This is a genomic window from Streptomyces sp. FXJ1.172 (assembly GCF_001636945.3).
Lineage (GTDB): Bacteria > Actinomycetota > Actinomycetes > Streptomycetales > Streptomycetaceae > Streptomyces.
In genome coordinates, this window is the sequence record NZ_CP119133.2 from 3257034 (window position 1) to 3280062 (window position 23029).

The window sequence follows — 23029 nt, forward strand, 5'->3', positions numbered from 1 at the left end:
CCGATGAGCCAGGCGGCACAGAACCTGAACTGGTTGATCACCAACTTCGTGGACAACACCCCGGGGGTGTCCCACACGGTGGTGGTCTCCGCCGACGGACTCCTTCTGGCGATGTCCGAAGGCTTCCCCCGCGACCGTGCCGACCAGCTCGCGGCCGTCGCCTCCGGTCTGACGTCTCTGACGGCAGGCGCCTCCCGGATCTTCGAGGGAGGCAGCGTGAACCAGACGGTTGTGGAGATGGAGCGGGGATTCCTCTTCATCATGTCCATCTCCGACGGTTCCTCGCTCGCGGTTCTGGCCCACCCGGAAGCGGACATCGGCCTCATCGGGTACGAGATGGCCCTTCTGGTGGACCGCGCGGGCACGGTCCTCACCCCGGATCTCCGCGCGGAGCTCCAGGGGAGCCTTCTCAACTAGTAATCGGACGGTGCGTATTCGCGTCCCGGGGCCGTAAGGTTTCGGGACGCGGCTCCACAGCGATGGGTGCCCGGCACAGTCGGAGGAGGAGAAAGTGGCAACACCCCCAGGCGGTTCGCATTCGGGAAACTGGTCGTACGGCCCTGCCCAGGGCCAGGGCGACGGTTCTGCGAACCGGTACAACTTCCCCTCCGCCCCGAGCCACCGGCAGCCGTACACGCCGCAGGGCCCCGGCCCCTCGCCGTACGACCAGCCGCCGGCACCGCGCATCCAGCCGGTGCAGCCGCAACGACGCCCCGAGCCGGCGCCCGCGTCCGCATCGAACAACCCCTTGGTGCGTCCGTACGCCATGACCGGCGGCCGGACTCGCCCGCGCTACCAGCTCGCCATCGAGGCACTGGTGCACACCACCGCCGCTCCGCACCAGATGCAGGGCCAGCTGCCCGAACATCAGCGGATCTGCAACCTGTGCCGGGAGATCAAGTCGGTCGCCGAGGTCTCGGCGCTGCTGACGATCCCCCTCGGCGTGGCCAGGATTCTCGTCGCCGACCTGGCGGAGGCGGGCCTGGTCGCCATCCATCAGCCCGGCGGCGACGAGAACGCCGGTGGCCAGCCAGACGTGACACTGCTCGAAAGGGTGCTCAGTGGACTTCGCAAGCTCTAGCGGCGGTCCTTCCCGCTCCACCACCTCTGCCAAGATCGTGGTGGCGGGCGGCTTCGGCGTGGGCAAGACCACGTTCGTCGGCGCCGTCTCGGAGATCAACCCGCTGCGCACCGAGGCCGTCATGACGTCCGCGAGCGCGGGCATCGACGACCTCACCCACACCGGGGACAAGACCACCACCACGGTGGCCATGGACTTCGGCCGCATCACCCTGGACCAGGACCTGATCCTGTACCTCTTCGGTACGCCCGGTCAGGACCGCTTCTGGTTCATGTGGGACGACCTGGTACGCGGTGCGATCGGCGCGATCGTCCTGGTGGACACCCGGCGCCTCGCCGACTGCTTCCCGGCCGTCGACTACTTCGAGAACAGCGGCCTGCCGTTCGTCATCGCCCTCAACGGCTTCGACGGGAACCAGCCGTACAACCCGGACGAGGTCCGCGAGGCGCTCCAGATCGGCCCCGACACCCCGATCATCACGACCGACGCCCGCCACCGCGCGGACGCCAAGTCGGCGCTGATCACTCTCGTGGAGCACGCTCTGATGGCCCGGCTCCGCTGAGCCCGGCTGTCCCGCGCCCCTGACGGGGCGCACCGGCACAGAAGAAGGGCCCCCTCCGCGGAGGGGGCCCTTCTTCTGTGCCGATTCGGCTGAGCGGCGCGGCTAGTGCCAGCTGTGCGGGGCGCGGAAGCCGCCCTCGCGCTCCAGGCGGCGCCAGCCGGCCCTGGCGCGGCCTCGGTGGGTCTGGGCGTCGGGCGCCGTGCGGGCGGCGGCGCGGGCCAGGAGGACGGCCGTGATCGCGGCGACTTCCTCGGGCTCGGCGTGGCCCTTCTCGACGCGGATGTCAGGAGTGCTCATGGATGTCAGTCTCCGTGGAAGAGAGGTCCGCGGGGTTGCCGCGACGGGTCCGCTCGGTTACTGCGGGGGGTTGCCGTGCTTGCGGGAGGGCAGGTCGGCGTGCTTGGACTGGAGCATCGCCAGCGACTTGACCAGGACCTCGCGGGTCTCGGCGGGGTCGATGACGTCGTCCACGAGGCCGCGCTCGGCCGCGTAGTACGGGTGCATCAGCTCGGCCTTGTACTCCTTGACCATCTTCTGCCGCATGGCCTCGGGGTCCGCGGCCCCGGCGATCTGCCGGCGGAAGATGACGTTGGCGGCGCCCTCGGCGCCCATCACCGCGATCTCGTTGGTCGGCCACGCGTACGTCAGGTCGGCGCCGATCGACTGGGAGTCCATGACGATGTAGGCACCTCCGTACGCCTTGCGCAGGATCAGCGAAATCCTCGGCACGGTCGCGTTGCAGTAGGCGTAGAGCAGCTTCGCGCCGTGGCGGATGATTCCGCCGTGCTCCTGGTCGACACCGGGGAGGAACCCCGGAACGTCCAGGAAGGTGACGATCGGGATATTGAAAGCGTCACACATCTGGACGAAACGCGCAGCTTTTTCGCTCGCCTCGATGTCCAGGACACCGGCGAGGACCTGCGGCTGGTTGGCGATGATGCCGACGACCTGGCCGTCCAGGCGGGCCAGGGCGCAGATGATGTTGCGCGCCCAGCGCTCGTGGACCTCGAGGTACTCGCCGTCGTCGACGATCTCCTCGATCACCTTGGCCATGTCGTAGGGCCGGTTGCCGTCCGCCGGCACCAGGTCGAGCAGGACGTCGCTGCGGCGGTCGACCGCGTCGGAGGACTCCACGCGCGGCGGGTTCTCGCGGTTGTTCTGCGGCAGGAGCGAGAGGAGGTAGCGGACCTCGGCGAGGCAGGTCTCCTCGTCGTCGTAGGCGAAGTGGCACACGCCGGACGTCTCGGCGTGCACGTCCGCGCCGCCCAGGCCGTTCTGGGTGATCTCCTCGCCCGTCACCGCCTTGACCACGTCCGGACCGGTGATGAACATCTGGGACGTCTCACGGACCATGAACACGAAGTCGGTCAGGGCGGGACTGTAGGCCGCACCGCCCGCGCACGGGCCGAGCATCACCGAGATCTGCGGGATGACACCCGACGCCCTGGTGTTGCGCTGGAAGATGCCGCCGTACCCGGCCAGCGCGCTGACACCCTCCTGGATACGGGCACCGGCACCGTCGTTCAGCGACACCAGCGGCGCACCCGCCGCGATCGCCATGTCCATGATCTTGTGGATCTTCGTCGCGTGGGCCTCGCCCAGCGCACCGCCGAAGATCCGGAAGTCATGCGCGTACACGAAGACCGTACGGCCCTCCACCGTGCCCCAACCGGTGATCACACCGTCGGTGTACGGCTTCTTCGCCTCCAGCCCGAACCCCTGCGCACGATGCCGGCGCAGCTGCTCGACCTCCTGGAAGGACCCTGGGTCCAGGAGCAGCTCGATCCGCTCCCGGGCCGTCAGCTTCCCCTTGGCGTGCTGCGCCGCGGTCGCCTTCTCGCTGGGACCGGCCACGGCCCTGGCACGGATCTCGTGCAGCTCGGCGACCCGTCCGCGCGCGTCTCCCGGTTCGCCGGTCGGCTCACCCGTCGTCTCTTCCAAAACGGTCATGTAGCGACCATACGAAGGACACCAAGGAAAGAGGGCCGTTGACTCCGTACAGTCTCCGGCCCGTTTTCCTGGTGCGAGTGAACAGAAGGATGGCCCCATGCAGCCGTTCCGACTGCTCGGAGGGCGCCGTGGTTGTGGAGAGGCAACAAAGGTGTCACCTGAGAGCCACCTCACATTCGCGGCCGGAACATGCCATCCCTGGAGTGACACGGAGTCTGAGACGGCGGCCCGTCTCCAGTACCTCGACACCTTCTCCCGCTCGGAGCACGGCACGCACCGGGCGGTCCCAGACGGCCTCCAGCGGTGTGCCGGTACGCGGCGGCTCGCTGATGCGAAGGGTGGCGGTCCGGCTCCGGCGGACGATCAGCACGCTCGCCCCCGCCGAGACGGCCAGGTCCCCCACCGTACCGGCCCGCCAGAAGTTCGCACCAGTCAGCCCCAGCCGCGGGGCGGCGACGGCCTGCCGGGCGCCGTCGTTGGCGAGGACGGACAGCCAGTGGCGGTCGGCGGCCCGGGCCTCGGTCTCGGCGCGGGAGGCGCCGGGCAGCAGGACGTAGAGGTAGCCGGCGTCGGCCGGGTCGGTGCCGTGGTCGAGCCACAGGGTCTGCCAGCGCCGGGTGCGCCGTTCATCGGTGCTGCCGGTGTTGATGTCGGACCAGGCGCCGGTGCGGTCCTCGCGCAGGGCGCGCAGTTCGCCCCCGCAGGGCAGGATCCAGCCGCCGTGCCCCGCCAGGTGCGCCCAGTGCCGGCCGCGCACGAAGGCCTGGGTGCCGCCCTCCCCCAGGTTGCGGTTGTCCACGACCGTCTCGACCGGGACGCCGTCGGCGCAGCTGATCCCGGCGCCGAGGCAGACCACGGCGTCGTCGAGGAAGAACCAGGACTTGCGGGCCTGCAGGGTGGAGCCGAGGCCTTTGAGGTGCTGGCCCACGGCTGCGTACGTGCCGTCCGTCACGCCGCCCACCCAGCGCACGTCCGGCTTGGGCGCGCCCCATTCGCCGCCGGCGCGGTCGGCGAGGCGCCTGGTGGAGACGGTGGTGCCGGGCAGCCGGTACCAGTCGACGGTCGGCCAGAACCAGTCGGTGTACTGGTCCGTGCGTCCTTCCGGCCACCAGTACAGCATTCCCGAGCCGGTGTGCCAGCCGCGCGGGTTCTCCCCGTTGCCGCACTCGTAGTGGGCGATGCGGTCGCTGGCCATGGACAGGGCGGAAGAGCCGGTGGCCGAGGGGTTCTGGGGCGGGCGGGAGCGGTGATGCGGCGATGGCGTGCAGCCGCGCGAGATCGGCGACGTCGAACTGGGCGGCCGTCAGCATCGGCGTCACGGTGTCGCGTCGGATCCATCCCTTCACCAGCCCGTACCACCTCTCCCGCCGCTCCTGCCCCGCCCCGCCCGCGAGCAGCGCGACGGAGGCGACGAGCGCCTGCCCGTGGAAGTGGTCGCTGCGCATGAGGTGCAGGTCGTCCCCGGCGAGGTAACCCCGGCTGATGGCACGGCCGTTGACGCCGTCCATGACCAGTCCGTCGTGGACGAGGGGTGCGAAGGAGTGCTCGACGGCGTCCAGGACGTTGTGCCGCGCAGGGTCGGTGATCTCCCAGGGCGATCCCGCGAGCAGGGTGAACAGCCGCCCGAGGCCGTCGAGCAGGACCTGTCCGTAGGTCCCCGAGTAGGCGACCCAGGTGTGCTGCACGAAGGAGCCGTCGGCGTGCAGTCCGTCCCCCTCGGTGACGTACGGGAAGACCGGCGACAGGGCGTCCCGGGCGAGCGCGATCCGGCCGGCGTCGCGCCCGAGGATGCCGCGCAGGACGACGGAGCGGCACAGGTCGACGCGGTTGGCGCCGGTGGAGGTGCCGGAGTAGCCGGTGAACACCGCGTCCGGGACGAAGTGGTCGACGGCCGCGCAGGCGGCGGCGATCCGGTCGGCGCCGAGCCGCTCGTACAGGGCGGCGGTGATGTCCATGAGCAGCCGGGGGCTGCCGATCTGCCACTCCCACCAGTTGCCGTAGCGGCTGGTGGAGGGGTTGTAGACGCGGGCGGAGAGGTGGTCGAGCCCGTGCCGGACGGCGTCGAGGAGCGCAGGGTCGCCGGTGGCTCCGGTGCCGGGCTGGGCCCAGGCCTGGGCCATGGTCCACAGCCGGCCGTAACTGAAGGTGATGCCGGACGGCGGGTCGAAGGGGTGGCCGGGCCACAGGGAGTCGGGGGCGGGATCCATGGCCCCGCTGAACTCGCGTGCGAGGGAGCCGAGTTGGGCGAGCCGGGAGGCGTACGGCTCGGTGCCCGGGTCGTAGCCCGCGCCGAGTGCGATGTCGAGCCAGCGGCGGCGCAGGGTGCCGTAGGGGTCCGGACCGGGATCGGCATCGCCGTCCGCCCGGGCGCCGGAGGCGAGGGCCGGGGCCGGGGCGAGGGCGGCGGCCAGCAGCAGCGCGCGCCGGGACAGGCGCCGGGCTCCGGACACGACTCTCCCCCCTCCGCCCGGTTCACCTCATGGTCGGACCGGGCTTCCTGTGGCGCGGCTGCGCAGGCGGTGCAGGCAGTACGGGCGGTGCGGGCGGTGCAGCCGGTACAGGGAGATGGTGCCCGAGCACGATGCGTGTCTGCCAGAGGGCGTACGGCGTCACTGTGCGCGACACCGAAAACACGCTGCGGATGATGTTGAAAACCGAACCGAATGGGTCTACCTTCGGAGTCAAGGATTCGTTTAACGTTCAACTGATCAGTTTCTGGAGCACCACATGGGCATCTTCGGCCGCAAGAGCAGCACCCCCGAGACCACCGGCACGGGTGCGGACCTCACCGCGCTGACCGGCGACTACACGGTCGACCCGGCGCACACCACGATCGGCTTCGTCGCCCGGCACGCCATGGTCACCAACGTCAAGGGCTCCTTCACGGACTTCACCGGCACGCTGCACCTGGACGGCGCGGACCCGGCCCGGTCCACCGCCTCGCTCGACATCCAGGTGGCGAGCGTCGAGACCGGCAACGCCGACCGCGACGGCCACCTGAAGTCGTCCGACTTCTTCAAGATCGACGAGTTCCCGGCCATCACCTTCCGCTCCACCAAGGCGGAGGCCCTGGGCGGCGACGACTACCGCATCACCGGCGACCTCTCCCTGCTCGGCGTGACCAAGCCGATCACCGTCGACCTGGAGTTCAACGGCGCCGCGACCGACCCCTTCGGCAACGAGCGCGTCGGCTTCGAGGGCAAGGCCGAGCTGCTGCGCTCGGAGTGGGGCCTTACCTGGAACGCCGCGCTGGAGACCGGTGGCGTCCTCGTCTCCGACAAGATCAAGCTGGTCTTCGACATCTCGGCGATCAAGAACGCGTGACCCCACGGGGGTTCAACCCTAGAACCCCCCGCCGAAGTCACCACCGCCGTCTCCCCCGCCCCCGTCGATCCCCCCGCCGTCCCCGAATCCGCCCCCGAAGTCCCCGGCGTCGAAGTCCGTGCCGGTGACATCGCCGCCGTCGAGGCCGTTCCCGTGGTCGCTGTCGTCGCCGGGGCCGAAGTCGCCGTATCCGGCGCCGTAGTCGGCCGCGTACGACGGGGTGGCCATCATGCTGCCGAGGAGCGTGCCGACGAGCAGGCCGGGCAGGATGCCGCCGCCGAAGTAGCCGCCCGCCCAGGGGCCGTAGGCGGGACCCGCGTCCCAGTAGGGGCGGCGGCCGTACTCCGTGTCGACCTCGCGGATCACCGGGTCACGGCCGTCGGCCAGCCGGGTGGCGTCGGCCGCGCACACCGGCACCCGGCGCGGGGCGCCGCCGGGCGGGGTCCAGTCGGCGTCGCCGGCCGAGGGGCCGTGGCGCGGGTCGAAGAAGCAGGGCGGCCGGCGTTCGGGCAGCGGGCGGCCCTCGCGGCGGGCGGCGAGCTGGGCGAGCGAGAAGCGGCCGTCCTCCAGGGCCTCGGTCACCGTGCGGACGTCCTGCGGGCGCCGCGCGTCGGCCATGCGCTGCTTGGCGGTCTCGTAGGCGTCCAGGGCGCGTTCGTAGTCGGCGCGCATCGCGTTGTCGGCGCGCGGTTCGGCCGGATGGAAGTCGAGGCGGTCCAGTTCCTCGCCGAAGGCCGTGATGTCCTCGTCCACGACCACCCGCAGCCGGTCGAGAGCGGCCCGCTGCTCCTCCTCGCGCCGCCGCCGGCCGCGCCGGACCAGCGTGTACGCGCCCACGCCCCCGGCCACCAGCACCGCGCCCGTGACGAGCACCGCCGTACCGGACACCCCGTCGCCGGATCCGGACGACACGCCCCAGCTCCTCGGGGCGCGGCCGCCGATGGTGGCCAGGGCCCGGTCGGTGAAGTCGGTGAGCTGGGTCCTGGCGGGCTCGCCCTGGACGCTCCTCACCAGGTTCTGCCGCGCCGTCGCCGAGATGACGGAGGAGTCGCCGCGGGCGTCGAAGCGGTCGCCCAGGCGGACGCCGTACAGACCGGTGACGCCGGTTGCCGCGCGGAGGTTCGCGAACAGCCCGCTCGTCGGATAGCCGGCCGGGAGCACCGCGATGAACAGCGGTCTGTTCGCGTCCTTGATCCGTTTCGCGAGGGCGTCGGCGGCCGCCTTCGGCAGCTGGGAGGCCGCCGCCGGGTCGACGTAGACCGGACCCGCCCGCAGCGCGCGGGCGATCGTGGAGACGCTCGTGTCCGCGCTCGCCCGGGGGGCGAGCGCGGTCGCCAGGACCAGGGCGAGAGCGGCCAGCAGGAGTGCGGGCAGGCTGCGGGCCCGCGGGACGGCCTTCATGGTTCGAAGTTACCCGAAGCCCCCCATAATCTGACATACAGGCAGGGCCTATGCGGCGCGGTATGCCTCCGTCAGCTTCTTCACCGCCGCCGCGTAGCGGCCGGTCAGCAGCAGGTGGCCGGCGTCGGCGAAGGGCTTCGCCACCGCCTCGGTCATCCGCTCACCGGTCTTGTCCTGCACGAGCAGCCGCGCCTTGGTCACGATCTCGCGGCCGGCCCGGTCGTCACCCCTGCGCTCGGCCGCGGCGGCCGCCACGGCGAGGGCGCGCAGGGTGGCCGCACCGCCCGGCGGAACGTCGGTGAGCGTGGTCAGGCCCCACCCGTACGGGAACTGCGGGTCGTACGAGGCGTCGCCGACGTTGATCGGCAGCTGGGACTCGGACTTCGGCCAGGTGACGGGAAGCTGTCCGGTGAAGGGGCGCTTGCCGTAGAGGACGTCGGCGACGCCCTCCCCCTCGGTGCCGGGCAGCCAGGAGGCGACCAGTGCGCCGATCTTCCCGAGCCGGTCGCCGATCAGCTGGGGACGCCCGGAGACGATCAGCACCGCACACTTCATGGCCGAGCACACCTTGTCCACGGCCGCCTGGTCGGCCGCCTGCAGCTGCAGGCTGTGCCCGTTGCCGACGTCGCCGACGCCCTCGGCGTACGGGGTCTCGCCGACGACGACCACGCCCACGTCGTAGCCGTCCGTCGGGGCGGAGGCGTCCTTGGAATAGGTGACGTTCCCGCCCGCCTCGCGCATGCCCTGGAGGATGGTCGTGCCCCGGGTGTGGGTGCCGGACGCGCCCTGCCAGGTGAGGGTCCAGCCCCCGGTCTGGTTGCCGAGGTCATCGGCGTTGGACCCGGCGACGTACACCTTCTGGCTCTTCTTCAGCGGCAGCAGGCCGCCGGAGTTCTTCAGCAGCACCTGCGACTCGGCGGCCGCCTGCCGGGCCACGGCCCGGTGTGCGGCGGAGCCGATCCGTGCGGCGCCGGTGGTGTCGGCGTAGGGGTGCTCGAACAGGCCCAGCCTGAACTTCTGGGTGAGGATGCGGGAGACGGCGTCGTCGATCCGCCGTTCGCTGACGCGCCCCGCCTTCACCTCGTCGATCAGCGTCGCGGTGAAGTCCTTGTAGCTGTAGGGCACCATCATCATGTCGACCCCCGCGTTCACCGCGGTGCGGACGTGGGACGGGTAGTCGCCGGGCAGCTGGTCGATCGCGTTCCAGTCGCTGATGACGAAGCCGCCGAAGCCCATCCGGCCCTTGAGCACACCGTTGATCATGTCGCCGCGGGCGTGCATCTTCACCGCGCCCTTGCCGTCGCCGACGATGTCGAGGGAGGAGTACGACGGCATGACCGCACCGATGCCCCGGTCTACGGCGGTCCTGTACGGCGCCAGGTGGATGTCCTCCAGTTGCTGCCGGGTGACCGTGGTGACGCCCTGGTCGATCGTGTAGGTGCCGGTGGTCGAGGAGCCGTACGCGGTGCCGCCGTCGCCGGCGAAGTGCTTGGCCGTGGCGAGGACCTTGTCGTCACGGCTCAGGTCCCTGCCGTCCGCGCGGCCCTGGAGCCCCTGGACGACCGTCTCCATGGACTCCACCAGCGCCGGGTCCTCGCCGAAGGACTCGTAGCTGCGGCCCCAGCGTTCGTCGCGGCCGACGCACAGGCAGGGTGCGAAGTCCCAGGGGATGCCGGTGGCCCGGACCTCGGCGGCCGTCACCGCCGCTGTCCGTTCGGCGAGGCGGGGGTCGCGGGTGGCGCCCATGCCGACGTTGTGCGGCATGATCGTGGCGCCCGCCAGGTTGTTGTGGCCGTGGACGGCGTCGACGCCGTAGATCAGCGGGATCTGGAAGCGGGTCGCCCGCGTGCGCAGCTGGAAGCCGTCGATCATCTTCGCCCAGGCCTCGGGGGTGTTGGGCGTCGGCGTCGAACCGCCGCCGGAGAGCAGCGAGCCGAGGGCGTACGTGGCGATGTCGCCCCCGCCGCCGACGGCTCCGCGCTCGGCCTGGGTCATCTGCCCGGCCTTCTCCTCCAGGGACATGCGGGAGAGCAGGTCCGCGACGCGCCTGCGCACGGGCAACTCGGCGTTCAGGTACGGCAGTCCGTGGGCGTCGATGACGACCTGCGGGGTCTCGGCCGGGGCCTTGGCCCCGGTGACCGTGAGTTTCAGGGGGATCGTCCGGGCGGGCGCGCCGGCCGGGTCCTTCGCGGTGCGGACCTCGATGGTCCGGGACGCGCCGGAGGCGGTGCCGGCCGGGAAGGTGAGCGTGCCTTCGGCCGGGGTGTAGTCCTTGCCGGGGGTGGCGGTGCCGCCCTGCGTCGCGTAGGCGACCGTCACGGGCTGGTCGACGGGCCGGTCGCCGGTCGTGGCCAGGGTGACCCTGACCTTCGCGGTGCCGCCTGCCTCGACGGGGTGGACGGCCGCGTCCGTGGTGACGGAGGCACGCAGCGACTGGTCGGCCCTGCCGTACAGCTCGACGTCGTCCATGGCGAACCGGCCCTTGGCGCCTGCCGGGAGGGTGACGGCGTACCCCCACATCTGCGTCAGCCCGAGCACGTGGTCGATGCCGCCGACGGGCTGGTAGTCGGTTCGGTAGGTGAAGTCGGTGAAGGGCAGTTCGATCTGCTTCCAGCCGGTGAAGTCGTCCGTGAACGAGGTCGTCCACAGCTCCGAGGCCTCGCCGTTCGTGCCGCCGTCCTTGATCTCGAAGGCGATCTTCCTGCCGTTGTCCTGGCCGTCCCACCAGAAGCGGATGCCCTGATGGGCGGACCAGTCGTGGGCCGGCCGGTCCGCGGCGAAGTCGTGGGTGAAGCCGCCGTAGCCACTGATGTCGTACGTGCCGGACAGGACCTTCGTCCCCTCGGGGGCGTCGGCGCGTTCCGCGAGGCTCAGGGCGGGCGGGTCGTCGGCGTCGCTTCCCCAGGTGAAGATGCCGTCTGCGGGCTGGGACGCGAAGGGGACCTCGCCCTCGAAACGGTCGACGGGGACGGGCGGTGGATCGCCGGCGGCTCGCGCGGTCGCCCACGGGAGCAGGCCGGCGAGGAGTGCGGTGGAGGCGAGCAGGGCGGCTCTTCGCATGGACCTTCCCTCGGCTCTCGATTCACTCATGACTTAGATCACGCCGTGAGTTAACTAGGGGCGCGCGGCGCCGTCAATACGTCACGTCAGAAGTGGTGCGGGGCCAACGGGCGGCTGGATCAAGCACGTTGTGTGTTCGCTTCCTGAATGCGCAACCCCTTGACGCCTCTTCGAAGCCGTCATTTACTCACGGCTCGCACGCCTCCCGTCCCCCACCTCCCGAAGGGCGGCGCACCACCATGGGAAGACATCTGCGCGCGGCCCGGCTGCTTCTCGCCGGGCTGCTGACCACCGCCGGACTGACGACGTTCGCCGTGCCCACCGCGCACGCGGCCGGCGAGCAGGTCACGGCCTGGCTCACCACCACCGACGACTCCGCCGGCCGGCACGTCGTGCGCGGGCTCGAGGCGCAGGCGCCGTTCGCGTTCCAGTCCGGGACGGGGGGCGGCGGCACGAACATCACCGTGGACGAGAACACCCGCTACCAGACCTTCACCGGCGGCGGCGCGTCCTTCACCGACACCGCGGCCTGGCTGATGAACAGCAGCGGGGCGCTGTCCCAGGCGACCCGGGACGCGACCATGCGCAAGCTGTTCTCGCCGGCGGACGGCATCGGGCTGTCGTTCCTGCGCAACCCGATGGGCGCCTCGGACCTCGCACGCTACGGCTACACGTACGACGACGTGCCGGCCGGGCAGACGGACCCGGACCTCAGCGGCTTCTCGATCGCGCACGACCTCGCGGACGTCGTGCCGCTCACCAGGCAGGCGCTCCAGCTCGATCCGTCCCTGACGGTGATGGCCTCGCCGTGGACGGCCCCGGCCTGGATGAAGGACAGCGGCTCGCTGAACGGCGGCTGGCTGAAGGCCGAGGACTACGGGGCGTACGCCGCCTACTTCGTGAAGTACCTCCAGGCGTACAAGGACCAGGGGGTCTCTGTCGCGTACGTGACCCCGCAGAACGAGCCGACCTGCTGTTCCGGCTATCCGTCGATGAGCTGGAACGCCTCCGGCCTGCAGTACTTCCTCAAGAACGACCTGCTGCCGCAGCTGCAGTCGGCGGGCCTGAGCACCAAGGTGCTGGCCCACGACTGGAACTGGGACACCTACGACTCCTACGCCGCCCAGTCCGTGGACGACCCGGCGATCCGCAACCACCCCAACTTCGGCGGGATCGCCTGGCACGGCTACGGCGGTGACGTCACCAAGCAGAGCGCCGTGCACGACCAGTACCCCTCGCTGGACGCCTTCGGCACCGAGCACTCCGGCGGCACCTGGATCGCCGACCAGCAGCGCGAGGACATGTCGAACATCATCGACTACACCCGCAACTGGGCGAAGTCGGTGACCAAGTGGTCGCTGGCCGTGGACCAGAACGGCGGTCCGCACGACGGGGGTTGCGGCACCTGCACCGGGCTGATCACCGTGCACGACGGGGACGGGCGCAGCGGGACGGTGGACTACACGGTCGAGTACTACGACATGGGCCAGCTCACCAAGTTCGTCCGGCCGGGCGCCCAGCGGATCGCCTCCACGGCGTCCACCGCAGTACCGAACGTGGCCTGGCGCAACCCGGACGGCAGCAAGGCGCTGATCGCCTACAACGACTCCTCCTCGGCGCAGACCCTCACCATCGACTGGGGCTCGGAGCACGCCACCTACGCGCTGCCCGGCAGGACCTCGGCGACCTTCACCTGGTCCGGCACCCAGTCCGGCAGTGCCGGCCGGTCGGGTTCCTTCGTCGGGCTGGCCGGCAAGTGTCTCGATGCGGCAGGCGGTTCGAACGCCAACGGCACGGCCGTGCAGCTCTACGACTGCAACGGCACCGGCGCCCAGCAGTGGACCGTCATGGCCGACGGGTCCGTGCAGGCGCTCGGCAAGTGCCTCGACGTGACGTCCGCGTCGACGGCGGACGGGGCGAAGGTGCAGTTGTACGACTGCAACGGCACCGGCGCCCAGCAGTGGTCGTACGACGCGGCCACGGGCGATGTGGTGAACACGGCCGCGAACAAGTGCCTCGACGTCACGGACAACTCCTCGGCGAACGGGGCACGGGCCCAGATCTGGTCGTGCACGGGGGCCGCGAACCAGAAGTGGCACTTGCAGTAGGGGACCCACATGGTAGAGGTATGACCACACCGCAGGATCTGTTCCTCGTCAGCCTGGACGTGCCCGGGGAGCCCCCCGTCGAGCAGGGCGACCTGTCGCTGGCGCTCGCGGGCGCCGAACTGGCCGACCTGCTCGGCGCGCGGGCGCTCACCCTGGACGGTGAGCGCATCGTGCCCGGTCCGGCCCTGGCCACGGGCGACCGGATGCTGGACGCGGCCCAGGCGGCGCTGAAGCGGCAGGAGCCGTACGAGACGGCCGAGGACTGGCTGTGGCGCCGGGGCGAGGGGCTGGCCGCGGCCTACCGTGACGCGCTGGACGCCGAGGGGCAGCTCTCCGGGAAACGGCAGGGGCTGTTCCGGCGGGCCGGGCGGGACGCGGCCGCCGACACCCCGGCCCGGCGCCATGCCGCCGACCGCTGGTGGTCCCGCGAGCCGGTCCTCGCCGCCCTCGCCGCCACGCTGGGCATCGAGGCCGACCGGCCCGCGCAGGCCCCCGCCGACGAAGCCGTCCTCACGGTCGTGGCGACGGTCGGGGACGCGGTGACCGAGCTGGGGGCGGTGCGGGAGCGGCGCCGCATCGAGAACGCGGCCTTCGACAACATCTGGCGAGCACCGTAGCCCCGCTCGGGGGCCGGCTGCGCCCGCCGGCCGGACACGGCCCCGCGCCCCTTCGGGCGCCGGCTACTGCGCCGGCTCGACGCCCGCCCGCAGCAGGCCGTACGTGTACGCGTCCTCCAGGGCCTGCCAGGAGGCGGCGATGACGTTCTCCGCCACGCCGACCGTGGACCACTCGCCGGTGCCGTCGGAGGTGGAGATCAGCACCCGGGTCGTGGACTGGGTGCCGTGCTTGCCCTCCAGGATGCGGACCTTGTAGTCGACCAGGTCCAGCGCGGCGAGCTGCGGGTAGATCTTCTCCAGGGCCACGCGCAGGGCGCGGTCGAGGGCGTTGACCGGGCCGTTGCCCTCGGCGGTGGCGACGATCCGCTCCTTCTTGGCCCACAGCTTCACCGTGGCCTCGTTGGCGTGGGTGCCGTCGGGCCGGTCCTCGACGATGGCCCGCCAGGACTCGACGTCGAAGTACTTCAGCGGGCGGCCCTCGACCTCGCCGCGCAGCAGGAGTTCGAAGGAGGCGTCGGCGGCCTCGTACGTGTAGCCCTTGAGCTCGCGCTCCTTGACGCGCTCGACCACGCGGCCGACCAGCTCGCGGTCGCCGCCGAGGTCGATGCCGAGCTCCTTGCCCTTCAGCTCGATGGAGGCGCGGCCCGCCATGTCGGAGACCAGCATGCGCATGGTGTTGCCGACCTGCTCGGGGTCGATGTGCTGGTACAGGTCCGGGTCGACCTTGATCGCCGAGGCGTGCAGGCCGGCCTTGTGCGCGAAGGCCGACACTCCCACGTACGGCTGGTGCGTCGAAGGCGTCAGGTTGACGACCTCGGCGATGGCGTGCGAGATCCGGGTGGTCTCGCGGAGCTTGCCGTCGGGCAGCACCTTCTTGCCGTACTTCAGCTCCAGGGCGGCGACGACCGGGAAGAGGTTGGCGTTGCCGACCCGCTCGCCGTAGCCGTTGGCGGTGCACTGGACGTGGGTGGCTCCCGCGTCGACGGCGGCGAGGGTGTTGGCGACCGCGCAGCCGGTGTCGTCCTGGGCGTGGATGCCGAGCCGGGCGCCGGTGTCGGCGAGAACCGTGGCGACGACCGCGTGGACCTGGGCGGGCAGCATGCCGCCGTTGGTGTCGCAGAGGATGACGACGTCGGCACCGGCCTCGGCGGCGGTGCGGACCACGGCCTTGGCGTACTCCGGGTTGGCGCGGTAGCCGTCGAAGAAGTGCTCGCAGTCGACGAAGACCCGGCGGCCCTGCTCGCGCAGGTACGAGACGGTGTCGCGGACCATCTCCAGGTTCTCGTCCAGCGTGGTGCGCAGCGCCAGTTCCACATGCCGGTCGTGCGACTTGGCGACCAGGGTGATCACCGGGGCGCCGGAGTCGAGCAGCGCCCTGACCTGGGGGTCCTCGGCGGCCTTGGCGCCGGCGCGGCGGGTGGCGCCGAAGGCGACCAGCTGGGCGTGACGGAAGTCGATCTCCGCCTGCGCCCGGGCGAAGAACTCGGTGTCCCGGGGGTTCGCGCCGGGCCAGCCGCCCTCGACGAAGCCGACGCCGAAGTCGTCCAGGTGCCGGGCGATGGCGAGCTTGTCCGCGACGGTGAGGTTGATGCCCTCACGCTGCGCGCCGTCGCGCAGCGTGGTGTCGAAGACGTGGAACGAGTCGTCGAACTCGCTGGTTGCCGTCTCGGTCATGGTCTCAAGGCTCCTGATTGTGGATCTTCGGTCTTACCGGAATGACCGGCTCCACCGTCCCCCCAATGGTCCCTCGCGCCGTCGCTCCCGGCTGATGGTGGGCCGGAAAACGAAAAAACCCCTCGCGGGTGCGAGAGGTCTGCGCGCGGGTCGAGGACGACGATGGCCACCCGTACCTGGTCGTACGTGTGGTCACTGCGGACCGGCGCGCCTGCTGCCGATAATCATGGCGAACGAGAGCACGGAGGCAGTCTGGCACAGCCCGGCCTCCGGCTCACGGACCGTCTCAGGATGCGGTCGTCACACTGGACTCCGCGGCCCCGCGGGCGGCCGTCACCCGGGCCAGGTCCAGGTCCTTCGTCTCGCGCATGCCGAGGTACACCACCAGCGACACGGCGCCGCATCCGGCCACGTACCAGGAGAAGCCGGACTCGATCCCGGCGTTCTTGAACCACAGCGCGACGTACTCCGCCGTACCGCCGAACAGGGCGTTGGCGAGGGCGTACGGCAGGGCCACGCCGAGGGCGCGGATGCCGGTCGGGAACAGCTCGGCCTTCACACAGGCGTTGATCGAGGTGTAGCCCGTGACGACGATCAGCGCGAGCAGACTGAGACCGAGGGCGGGCCAGTAGCCGTCGGCGTGCTTGAGGAGCGTCATGACCGGCACGGTGAGGAAGGTGGAGCCGAGCGCGAACGTGATCAGCAGCGGACGCCGGCCGATCCGGTCCGACAGGCGCCCCGCGAGCGGCTGGAGGCAGGCGAAGACGGTCAGCGCGGTGAAGGAGACGAGCGTCGCCGTCTGCTTGGATAGGCCCGCCGAGTTGGAGAGGTACTTCGTCAGATAGGTGGTGTACGTGTAGTAGGCGACCGTGCCGCCCATGGTGAGGGCGATGACCAGGATCGCCTCCCGCCGGTGCCGCCACAGCAGGCGCAGGGTGCCGCGCTCCGCCGCGCGGGCGGCGTCCTCCTCGTACACCTCGGTCTCCAGCATGCTGCGGCGCAGGTAGAAGATGACCGCCGCGCCGAGCGCGCCCACGACGAACGGGATGCGCCAGCCGTAGCTGTGCAGCGCGGAGTCGGACATGGTGCGCTGCAGGATGATCTGCAGACCGAGGCCGGCGATCTGTCCCGCGGTCATGGAGACGTACTGGAAGCTGGAGGCGAAGCCGCGGCTGCCCGGGTCCGAGGCCTCCGTCAGATAGGTGGCGCTGGCCGCGTACTCGCCGCCGACCGACAGTCCTTGCAGCAGGCGGGCGACGAGCAGCACGAGCGCGCCGCCGTAGCCGGCGACCGCGTAGGTCGGGGCCACGGCGATCAGGACCGCCGACGCCGACATGAGCGTGACGGTCAGCGTGAGCGCCGCTTTGCGCCCCTTGCGGTCGCCGACCCGGCCGAGCAGCCAGCCGCCCACGGGCCGCATGAAGAAGCCGACCGCGAAGATGCCGGCGGTGTTCATGAGCTGGGCGGTGGGATTGCCGCTCGGGAAGAACGCGCCGGCGAAGTAGGTGGCGAAGCTCGCGTAGACGAACCAGTCGAACCACTCGACCATGTTGCCCGCCGAGCCGACCCAGATCTTCTTCCAGTGGTGACGTCCCATGGGCCGTTACCTGCCCGGCGACGGAGGAGACGATTCCTTTGCCGGAGCCGGCTACCCGAGCCGGCGCGCGAAGACGTCCGTCACGCCGTTGGTGTCGTCCGGCACCAGGGCGGCGGCGGAGGTGAAGACGACGCTGCGGCCGTCCCGGGTGACGGAGCCGGGTACGGCGGTGGCGGCCGCGCTCGCGCCGGCCACCGGGTGACGGTGCCCGGTGCGCGCGTCCAGCAGGTACAGGGCGCCGCCGGCGTCCGCCAGGAGGACGTACCGGTCGGTGGCGTCGGCGGAGAGGGCCGTGGAGCCGGCCGGGCCGACGGGTACGGCGCGGCCGGTGCGGGTGTCGGCGAGGTAGGCCCGCGCGGCCGAACCGGGCCGGCTCGTCCGGAAGTTGAACAGGACGTGGTGTCCGTCGGCCGAGATGTCGACGAGGGACGACGCACCGCCGGCAGGGGTGTCCAGCCGCCGGGTCCGGCCGGTGGTGCGGTCCGTGACGTAGAGGGCGGTGTCCTCGGCCTTGCGCGTGCCGGAAGCGACGTAGCGGCCGTCGGCGCTGAGCCGGCCGCCGGTGATGTCGCCGGGGTCGCCGACCGGGTCCGCCAGGGTGTCGGTGCCGGTGGTCAGGTCCCGGACCAGGAGGTGCAGGGCGCCGCCGTCGCCGTCGCGGTTGCCGATGGTGTAGGCGGCGTAGCGGCCGTCGGCGCTCAGCCCGGTGAGGTCGGACCGCTCGTACCAGCCGTCCTTCGGCGGGTTCGCCGGCCACAGGGTCCAAGACGCGCCGGTGCGGCGGTCGTGGACGGTGGCACGGAAGTAGTGGTAGTGGCCGGTGGTGTAGCCGACCTCGGTGCCGTCGCCGCTGATCATCAGGGTGTGGGTCTCGACGCCGGTGCCCGGGACCTGGACGGCCTTGCCGGTGCGCAGGTCCTTGACGAAGACACACCACGACCAGTCGGCCGGGCAGCCGTCGCCGGGGCCGCCGGTGCCGTAGACGGCGTAGTGCCCGTCGGCGCTGATGCCGCCGCCGTCCGAGGCGGTGGCGGACTGGGCGCCGGCCACCGTGGTGCTGACGCGCTGGATACCGTGGCGTGGTGCCGCGTACGCCTGCGGCGCCGACAGGGCCAGCAGCACCGCCGCTCCCGCCGCGGCCGCTCCGGTTCTCCGCCTCATGCCGTTACCCCCCTGGTTGTGTGTCCCAGGGGAGGGAACCTCGGCCGGGCGAGCCGGGTCAATCCGACAAAATGCGTACAACCTGGACGGCGGTCCAGACGTCAGGCGGCTTCGGCGAGCAGCGACTCGGCGATGAACTCCCTGACGTGAGCCAGCACTTGGCCCCGATCGATACCACGCAACCCGATGGCCACATGGATGGAGAACCCGTCGAGCAGGGCTCGCAGCCTCGCCGCGAAGCGGTCCGCGTCCACCCGGCGGAACTCGCCGCGTGAGACCCCCTCGGCGATCAGCGCGACCAGGTCGCGATGCCAGGCCCCCTCGATCGCGGCCTGCCGGGCGCGGGCGTCCTCGTCGGCGTTCTGCGAGCGGTTCCAGACCTCCAGCCACAGCGTCCAGTGCGGGTCGCGGTGGCCGTCGGGGACGTACAGGTCGACGTATGCGGCCAGCCGCTCACGGGCGGTGCCCGGGAGGGTGAGCAGCCGGCCGCGCTCGGCGCCGAGCCGCCCCTCGCTCCACTCCAGGGCCTGGAGCAGCAGCTCGTCCTTGGAGCGGAAGTAGTAGAGCAGGTGGCCGCTGCTCATCCCGACCTTGCGGCCGAGCGACGCCATGGTGAGCTTCTCCAGACCGCGCTCGGCGATCATGTCCATGGCGGCGGCGAGCACCTCCTCGCGCGGCGGCGCGGGGGTACGGCGGCGGGGGGAGGCGGCCGCGGTCATGCCGCCACCGCCCGTACGGCGTCGGGCACGGACCGGGCCGGCCGCAGGCCGTCGGGTCCGGGCAGCCCGTGCCGGCCGAGGGGCTCGGACATCTCGTCGAGCCGGCGGACCGGTTCGGCCGGACGGCGGCCGCACGCGGCGCAGAGCAGTACATCCACGCGTCTGTTCTACCTGACCGCGGACGTCACCGGACCTTCGGCTGCTGCTGGGTGATGCAGTGGATGCCGCCGCCGCCCGCGAAGATCGTGCGCGCGTCCACCAGGGTCACCGTCCGCTCGGGAAAGAGCCGGCGGAAGATCCCGGCGGCGATCTCGTCGCGCGGGTCGTCGAAGCCGCAGAGCACGACACCGCCGTTGCACAGGTAGTGGTTGATGTAGGAGTAGTCGGCCCAGTGGCCGTCGGCCTCCAGGGCGGTCGGCGCGGACACCTCCACGACCTCCAGCCTGCGGCCCCGGGCGTCGGTCGCCGACCTCAGCAGGCCGATGACCTCCTTGGTGACCTCGAAGTCGGGGTGGGCCGGGTCGGGCTGGTGGTGGGCGACGACGACACCGGGGCGGGCGAAGGCGGCGACGATGTCGACGTGGCCGAGGGTGCCGAAGCCGTGCGGAGGGTAGTCGCCGGTGAGGCCGCGCGGCAGCCAGATGGCCTTGCTGGTGCCGAGGTGGGCGTGGATCTCGGCCTCCACCTGCGCGCGCGACCAGTGCGGGTTGCGTTCCGGGCCCAGCTGGACCGTCTCCGTGAGCAGCACGGTGCCCTCGCCGTCGACGTGGATCGCGCCGCCCTCGTTGACCAGCTTCGAGGCGTACGTCTTCGCGTCCGCGAGGTCGCTGACGTACGCGGCGATCTTCGCGTCGTGCTCCCAGCGGGCCCACTCCTGGGCGCCCCAGCCGTTGAACGTCCAGTCCACGGCGGCCAGTTCACCCTTGCCGTTGGTGAGGAAGGTGGGGCCGATGTCCCGCATCCAGGCGTCGTCCAGCTCGCGCTCGACGGTGCTGACGGCGGGGCCGAGGAGGGCCCGGGCCTCAACCGACTGGCCGGGGCCGCACACCACCGTCACCGGTTCGAAGCGCGTGATCGCACGGGCGACCGACGCCCAGGCGGCACGGGATGCGGCGAGGTCCTCGGGGTCGTCGAAGGTGGGGTTGGGCCCCGGCCACGCCATCCAGGTGCGCTCGTGCGGGGTCCACTCGGCGGGCATGCGGAAGCCGTCGGCGGCGGGGGTGGTCATAGGAATTCCCGGGTCCTTAGAGGAAGTAGAGGCGGTTGAGGGAGACGGAGTCGGCGGGTGCCGAGCGCAGCGGGTCGCCGTCGAGGGTGACCAGGCCGGTGCGCCGGTCGACGTCGACCGCTCCGATGCGGGTGTTCAGCCGCAGGTCGGCCGGACCGATCCCGCGGGTGCCGCGCACGGCGACCCGGCGGCGGCGCGTGGGCATCCGGTCGTCGCCCTGGTCGACGGCGGCCCGGGCGACGAAGGCGACCGAGATGTCGGCGGCCGTCGCGCCGTACGACCCGAACTGCGGCCCGAGCACGAGGGGTTCGCAGGTGTCGGTGGCCGCGTTGGGGTCGCCGACGACGCCGTACGCCGGGAAGCCGGACTTCAGGACGAGCTGGGGCTTGGCGCCGAAGTACTCCGGGCGCCACAGCACGATGTCCGCCAGCTTGCCGGTCTCGATCGAGCCGACCTCGTGGGCCAGGCCGTGCGCGATGGCCGGGTTGATGGTCAGCTTGGCCATGTAGCGCAGGACGCGGGCGTTGTCGTCGCCCTCGCTGTCGCCGCCCTCCCCGTCATGGGGAAGCAGCGGCCCCAGCTCGGCCTTCATCTTGCCCGCCATCGCGAACGTACGGCGCACCGTCTCACCGGCCCGGCCCATGCCCTGGGCGTCGGAGGAGGTGATGCCGATCGCGCCCAGGTCGTGCAGCACGTCCTCGGCGCCCATGGTGCCGGCCCGGATCCGGTCGCGGGCCATGGCGGCGTCGCCGGGCAGGTCGGGCTTGAGGTCGTGGACGGAGACGATCATGCCGTAGTGCTCGGCGACCGCGTCCCGGCCGAAGGGCAGGGTGGGGTTGGTGGAGGAGCCGATGACGTTGGGGACACCGGCCATCTTCAGCACGTTGGGCACGTGTCCGCCGCCGCAGCCCTCGATGTGGAAGGCGTGGATCGTGCGGCCCTCCAGCACCTTCAGGGTGTCCTCGACCGACAGGCACTCGTTCAACCCGTCGCTGTGCAGGGCCACTTGGACGTCGTGCTCCTCGGCGACCCGCAGTGCCGTGTCCAGCGCACGGGTGTGGGCGCCCATGTCCTCGTGCACCTTGAAGCCGCTCGCCCCGCCCTCGGCCAGCGCCTCGACGAGCGGTGCGTCGGACGAGGACGAACCCCGGCCCAGGAAGCCGATGTTGACCGGCCAGGCGTCGAAGGCGTTGAAGGCGTGGCGCAGTGCCCAGGGGGAGTTGACGCCGACGCCCCACACCGGGCCGAACTCCTGGCCGATGATCGTGGTCACGCCGGAGGCCAGGGAGGCCTCCATGATGCGCGGCGACAGCAGGTGGACGTGGGTGTCGACGGCGCCGGCGGTGGCGATGAGCCCCTCGCCGGAGACGATCGACGTACCCGTGCCGACGACGACGTCCACACCGTCGAGGGTGTCCGGGTTCCCGGCCCGTCCGATGGCGCAGATCCGCCCCTCCCGGATGCCGATCGACACCTTTCGGATGCCCTGCACGGCGTCGATCACGACGACGTTGCTGATGACGACGTCACAGGTCTCGCGGACGGCGGCGGCCTTCAGGTGCAGTCCGTCGCGGGCGGTCTTGCCGAATCCGGCCAGGAACTCGTCGCCGTAGCGCTGGGAGTCGGACTCGACGCGGATCGTGAGGCCGGAGTCGCCCAGGCGGATGCGGTCGCCGGCCCGGGGGCCGTGGGTGGCGGCGTAGGCGTGCGGGTCGACGTGGACCGCCCGGCTCACCTCGCGCCCCTTCGAGCGGCTCATCGCTCCTCGCCTCCTTCCGGCGTGACGTCGTGTATGGCTCCGAGGTATCCGCATGCGGCGGCCCTGCGCAGGGCCTCTTCCTTCGCGCCGGGCGCGTCCAGCGGCCCGTCGACCAGTCCGGCGAAGCCGATCGCGATCCGGTCGCCGCCGATCGGCACGAGCCCGACCCGCTCGCTCTCGCCCGGCCCGAACCTGACGGACGACCCGGCGGGTACGGCGAGACGCATGCCGTAGGCCCGCTCGCGTGCGAAGTCCAGGCGCGGGTTGGCCTCGAAGAAGTGGAAGTGGGAGGTGACGGAGACCGGCACGGTCGCGGTGTTGGTGACCGTGAGCCGGACAGCCGGTTCCGGGTCGGCGTGCCCGGGTCCCGGGAGGAGCGCGCCCGGACCCCGCTCGCCCAGACCGCCGCCGCCGATCGGGTCGCCGACCACCGCGAGGCGTGAGCCGTCGTCGAAGACGGCCTCGACCATCACCTCGGTGACGACGTCCGCGACGCCCGGCAGGACGTCCTCGGGGCCGAGCACCGAGCGGGCCGCCTCGATGGCCTCGGCGAGCCGCCTGCCGTCGCGGGCCGCCTCGCAGACGGTGTCCGCGATCAGCGCGGTCGCCTCCGGCACGTTCAGCCTCAGGCCGCGCGACCGGCGGGCCCGGGCCAGCTCGGCGGCGCCGAAGAGCAGCAGCCGGTCACGTTCCGCAGGGGTCAGTCTCACGTCCCGACACCTCCTTGCCTTCCATGATTTAGAGCAACACTCTAAACGTCGGATTCATGAAACGGAACCATTGACATC

18 protein-coding genes and 1 pseudogene are annotated in these 23029 nt (G+C 71.6%); 6 read left to right on the top strand and 13 right to left on the bottom strand.

Annotated elements, in window-relative coordinates:
- Window positions 1–3: 3 nt before the first annotated feature.
- The 3 genes from A6P39_RS14280 (at window position 4) to A6P39_RS14290 (ending at window position 1643) form a co-directional block, all read left to right on the top strand.
- Window positions 4–417, top strand: coding sequence for a roadblock/LC7 domain-containing protein (locus A6P39_RS14280; RefSeq protein WP_004983065.1), 414 nt, complete (start codon window positions 4–6; stop codon window positions 415–417).
- A gap of 94 nt (window positions 418–511) precedes the next feature.
- Window positions 512–1081 carry a DUF742 domain-containing protein gene (locus tag A6P39_RS14285; RefSeq protein ID WP_067046106.1) on the top strand — a complete coding sequence of 190 codons (570 nt, stop codon included), beginning with the start codon at window positions 512–514 and terminating at the stop codon, window positions 1079–1081.
- Window positions 1062–1643 carry a GTP-binding protein gene (locus A6P39_RS14290; RefSeq protein ID WP_026248371.1) on the top strand — a complete coding sequence of 194 codons (582 nt, stop codon included), beginning with the start codon at window positions 1062–1064 and terminating at the stop codon, window positions 1641–1643. The genes A6P39_RS14285 and A6P39_RS14290 overlap by 20 nt, the downstream gene beginning before the upstream one ends.
- A 102-nt stretch (window positions 1644–1745) precedes the next feature.
- Here A6P39_RS14290 and A6P39_RS14295 read toward each other — a convergent pair whose 3' ends face one another.
- The 3 genes and pseudogenes from A6P39_RS14295 to A6P39_RS14305 form a co-directional block, all read right to left on the bottom strand.
- Window positions 1746–1940: an acyl-CoA carboxylase subunit epsilon gene (locus tag A6P39_RS14295; RefSeq protein WP_067046104.1), complete on the bottom strand. Its 195-nt coding sequence runs from the start codon at window positions 1938–1940 to the stop codon at window positions 1746–1748.
- Between the two features lie 57 nt (window positions 1941–1997).
- A complete protein-coding gene (locus tag A6P39_RS14300) occupies window positions 1998–3593 on the bottom strand; it encodes an acyl-CoA carboxylase subunit beta (RefSeq protein WP_067046102.1) in 1596 nt (531 codons plus the stop codon).
- 154 nt (window positions 3594–3747) lie between these two features.
- Window positions 3748–6043: pseudogene (locus A6P39_RS14305) on the bottom strand (polysaccharide lyase 8 family protein).
- A gap of 277 nt (window positions 6044–6320) precedes the next feature.
- Between A6P39_RS14305 and A6P39_RS14310 the strand changes: the two are divergent.
- Window positions 6321–6917 carry a YceI family protein gene (locus A6P39_RS14310; RefSeq protein WP_067046100.1) on the top strand — a complete coding sequence of 199 codons (597 nt, stop codon included), beginning with the start codon at window positions 6321–6323 and terminating at the stop codon, window positions 6915–6917.
- A gap of 18 nt (window positions 6918–6935) precedes the next feature.
- Here A6P39_RS14310 and A6P39_RS14315 read toward each other — a convergent pair whose 3' ends face one another.
- Both A6P39_RS14315 and A6P39_RS14320 read right to left on the bottom strand, forming a co-directional pair.
- Entirely contained in the window at window positions 6936–8318 is a 1383-nt protein-coding gene (locus A6P39_RS14315) for a hypothetical protein (RefSeq protein WP_275883855.1), read from the bottom strand.
- Window positions 8319–8366: 48 nt separating this feature from the next.
- Window positions 8367–11378 (bottom strand): glycoside hydrolase family 3 protein, encoded by a 3012-nt coding sequence (locus A6P39_RS14320; RefSeq protein WP_067040521.1) that lies wholly within the window; start codon window positions 11376–11378, stop codon window positions 8367–8369.
- A gap of 239 nt (window positions 11379–11617) precedes the next feature.
- On the opposite strand from A6P39_RS14320, the gene A6P39_RS14325 reads away from it, so the two are divergent.
- Together A6P39_RS14325 and A6P39_RS14330 are read left to right on the top strand one after the other, a co-directional pair.
- Window positions 11618–13486 (top strand): ricin-type beta-trefoil lectin domain protein, encoded by a 1869-nt coding sequence (locus A6P39_RS14325; protein ID WP_067040522.1) that lies wholly within the window; start codon window positions 11618–11620, stop codon window positions 13484–13486.
- Window positions 13487–13506: 20 nt separating this feature from the next.
- Window positions 13507–14103: a GOLPH3/VPS74 family protein gene (locus A6P39_RS14330; RefSeq protein WP_067040523.1), complete on the top strand. Its 597-nt coding sequence runs from the start codon at window positions 13507–13509 to the stop codon at window positions 14101–14103.
- A 63-nt stretch (window positions 14104–14166) separates the two neighbouring features.
- On the opposite strand, the gene cimA is transcribed toward A6P39_RS14330, so the two are convergent.
- From cimA to ureA, 8 genes are all read right to left on the bottom strand, one after another.
- Entirely contained in the window at window positions 14167–15777 is a 1611-nt protein-coding gene (cimA, locus tag A6P39_RS14335; RefSeq protein WP_067040525.1) for a citramalate synthase, read from the bottom strand.
- 286 nt (window positions 15778–16063) lie between these two features.
- The gene (locus A6P39_RS14340; protein ID WP_067040527.1) at window positions 16064–17374 is read right to left on the bottom strand and encodes an MFS transporter; all 1311 of its coding nucleotides are present in this window, start codon (window positions 17372–17374) and stop codon (window positions 16064–16066) included.
- Between the two features lie 51 nt (window positions 17375–17425).
- Complete coding sequence (locus A6P39_RS14345; RefSeq protein ID WP_067040531.1) at window positions 17426–18535, bottom strand: hypothetical protein; 1110 nt, start codon at window positions 18533–18535, stop codon at window positions 17426–17428.
- A gap of 101 nt (window positions 18536–18636) precedes the next feature.
- Window positions 18637–19254: a TetR/AcrR family transcriptional regulator gene (locus A6P39_RS14350; RefSeq protein WP_067040534.1), complete on the bottom strand. Its 618-nt coding sequence runs from the start codon at window positions 19252–19254 to the stop codon at window positions 18637–18639.
- Window positions 19251–19412, bottom strand: coding sequence for a hypothetical protein (locus A6P39_RS14355; RefSeq protein WP_159395963.1), 162 nt, complete (start codon window positions 19410–19412; stop codon window positions 19251–19253). Before A6P39_RS14355 ends, A6P39_RS14350 begins: the two co-directional genes overlap by 4 nt.
- A 26-nt stretch (window positions 19413–19438) precedes the next feature.
- Complete coding sequence (locus A6P39_RS14360; protein WP_067040540.1) at window positions 19439–20482, bottom strand: agmatine deiminase family protein; 1044 nt, start codon at window positions 20480–20482, stop codon at window positions 19439–19441.
- 16 nt (window positions 20483–20498) lie between these two features.
- Window positions 20499–22241: an urease subunit alpha gene (locus A6P39_RS14365; RefSeq protein WP_067040553.1), complete on the bottom strand. Its 1743-nt coding sequence runs from the start codon at window positions 22239–22241 to the stop codon at window positions 20499–20501.
- Window positions 22238–22951: an urease subunit gamma gene (gene ureA, locus A6P39_RS14370; protein ID WP_067040555.1), complete on the bottom strand. Its 714-nt coding sequence runs from the start codon at window positions 22949–22951 to the stop codon at window positions 22238–22240. The genes A6P39_RS14365 and ureA overlap by 4 nt, the downstream gene beginning before the upstream one ends.
- Window positions 22952–23029: the final 78 nt, after the last annotated feature.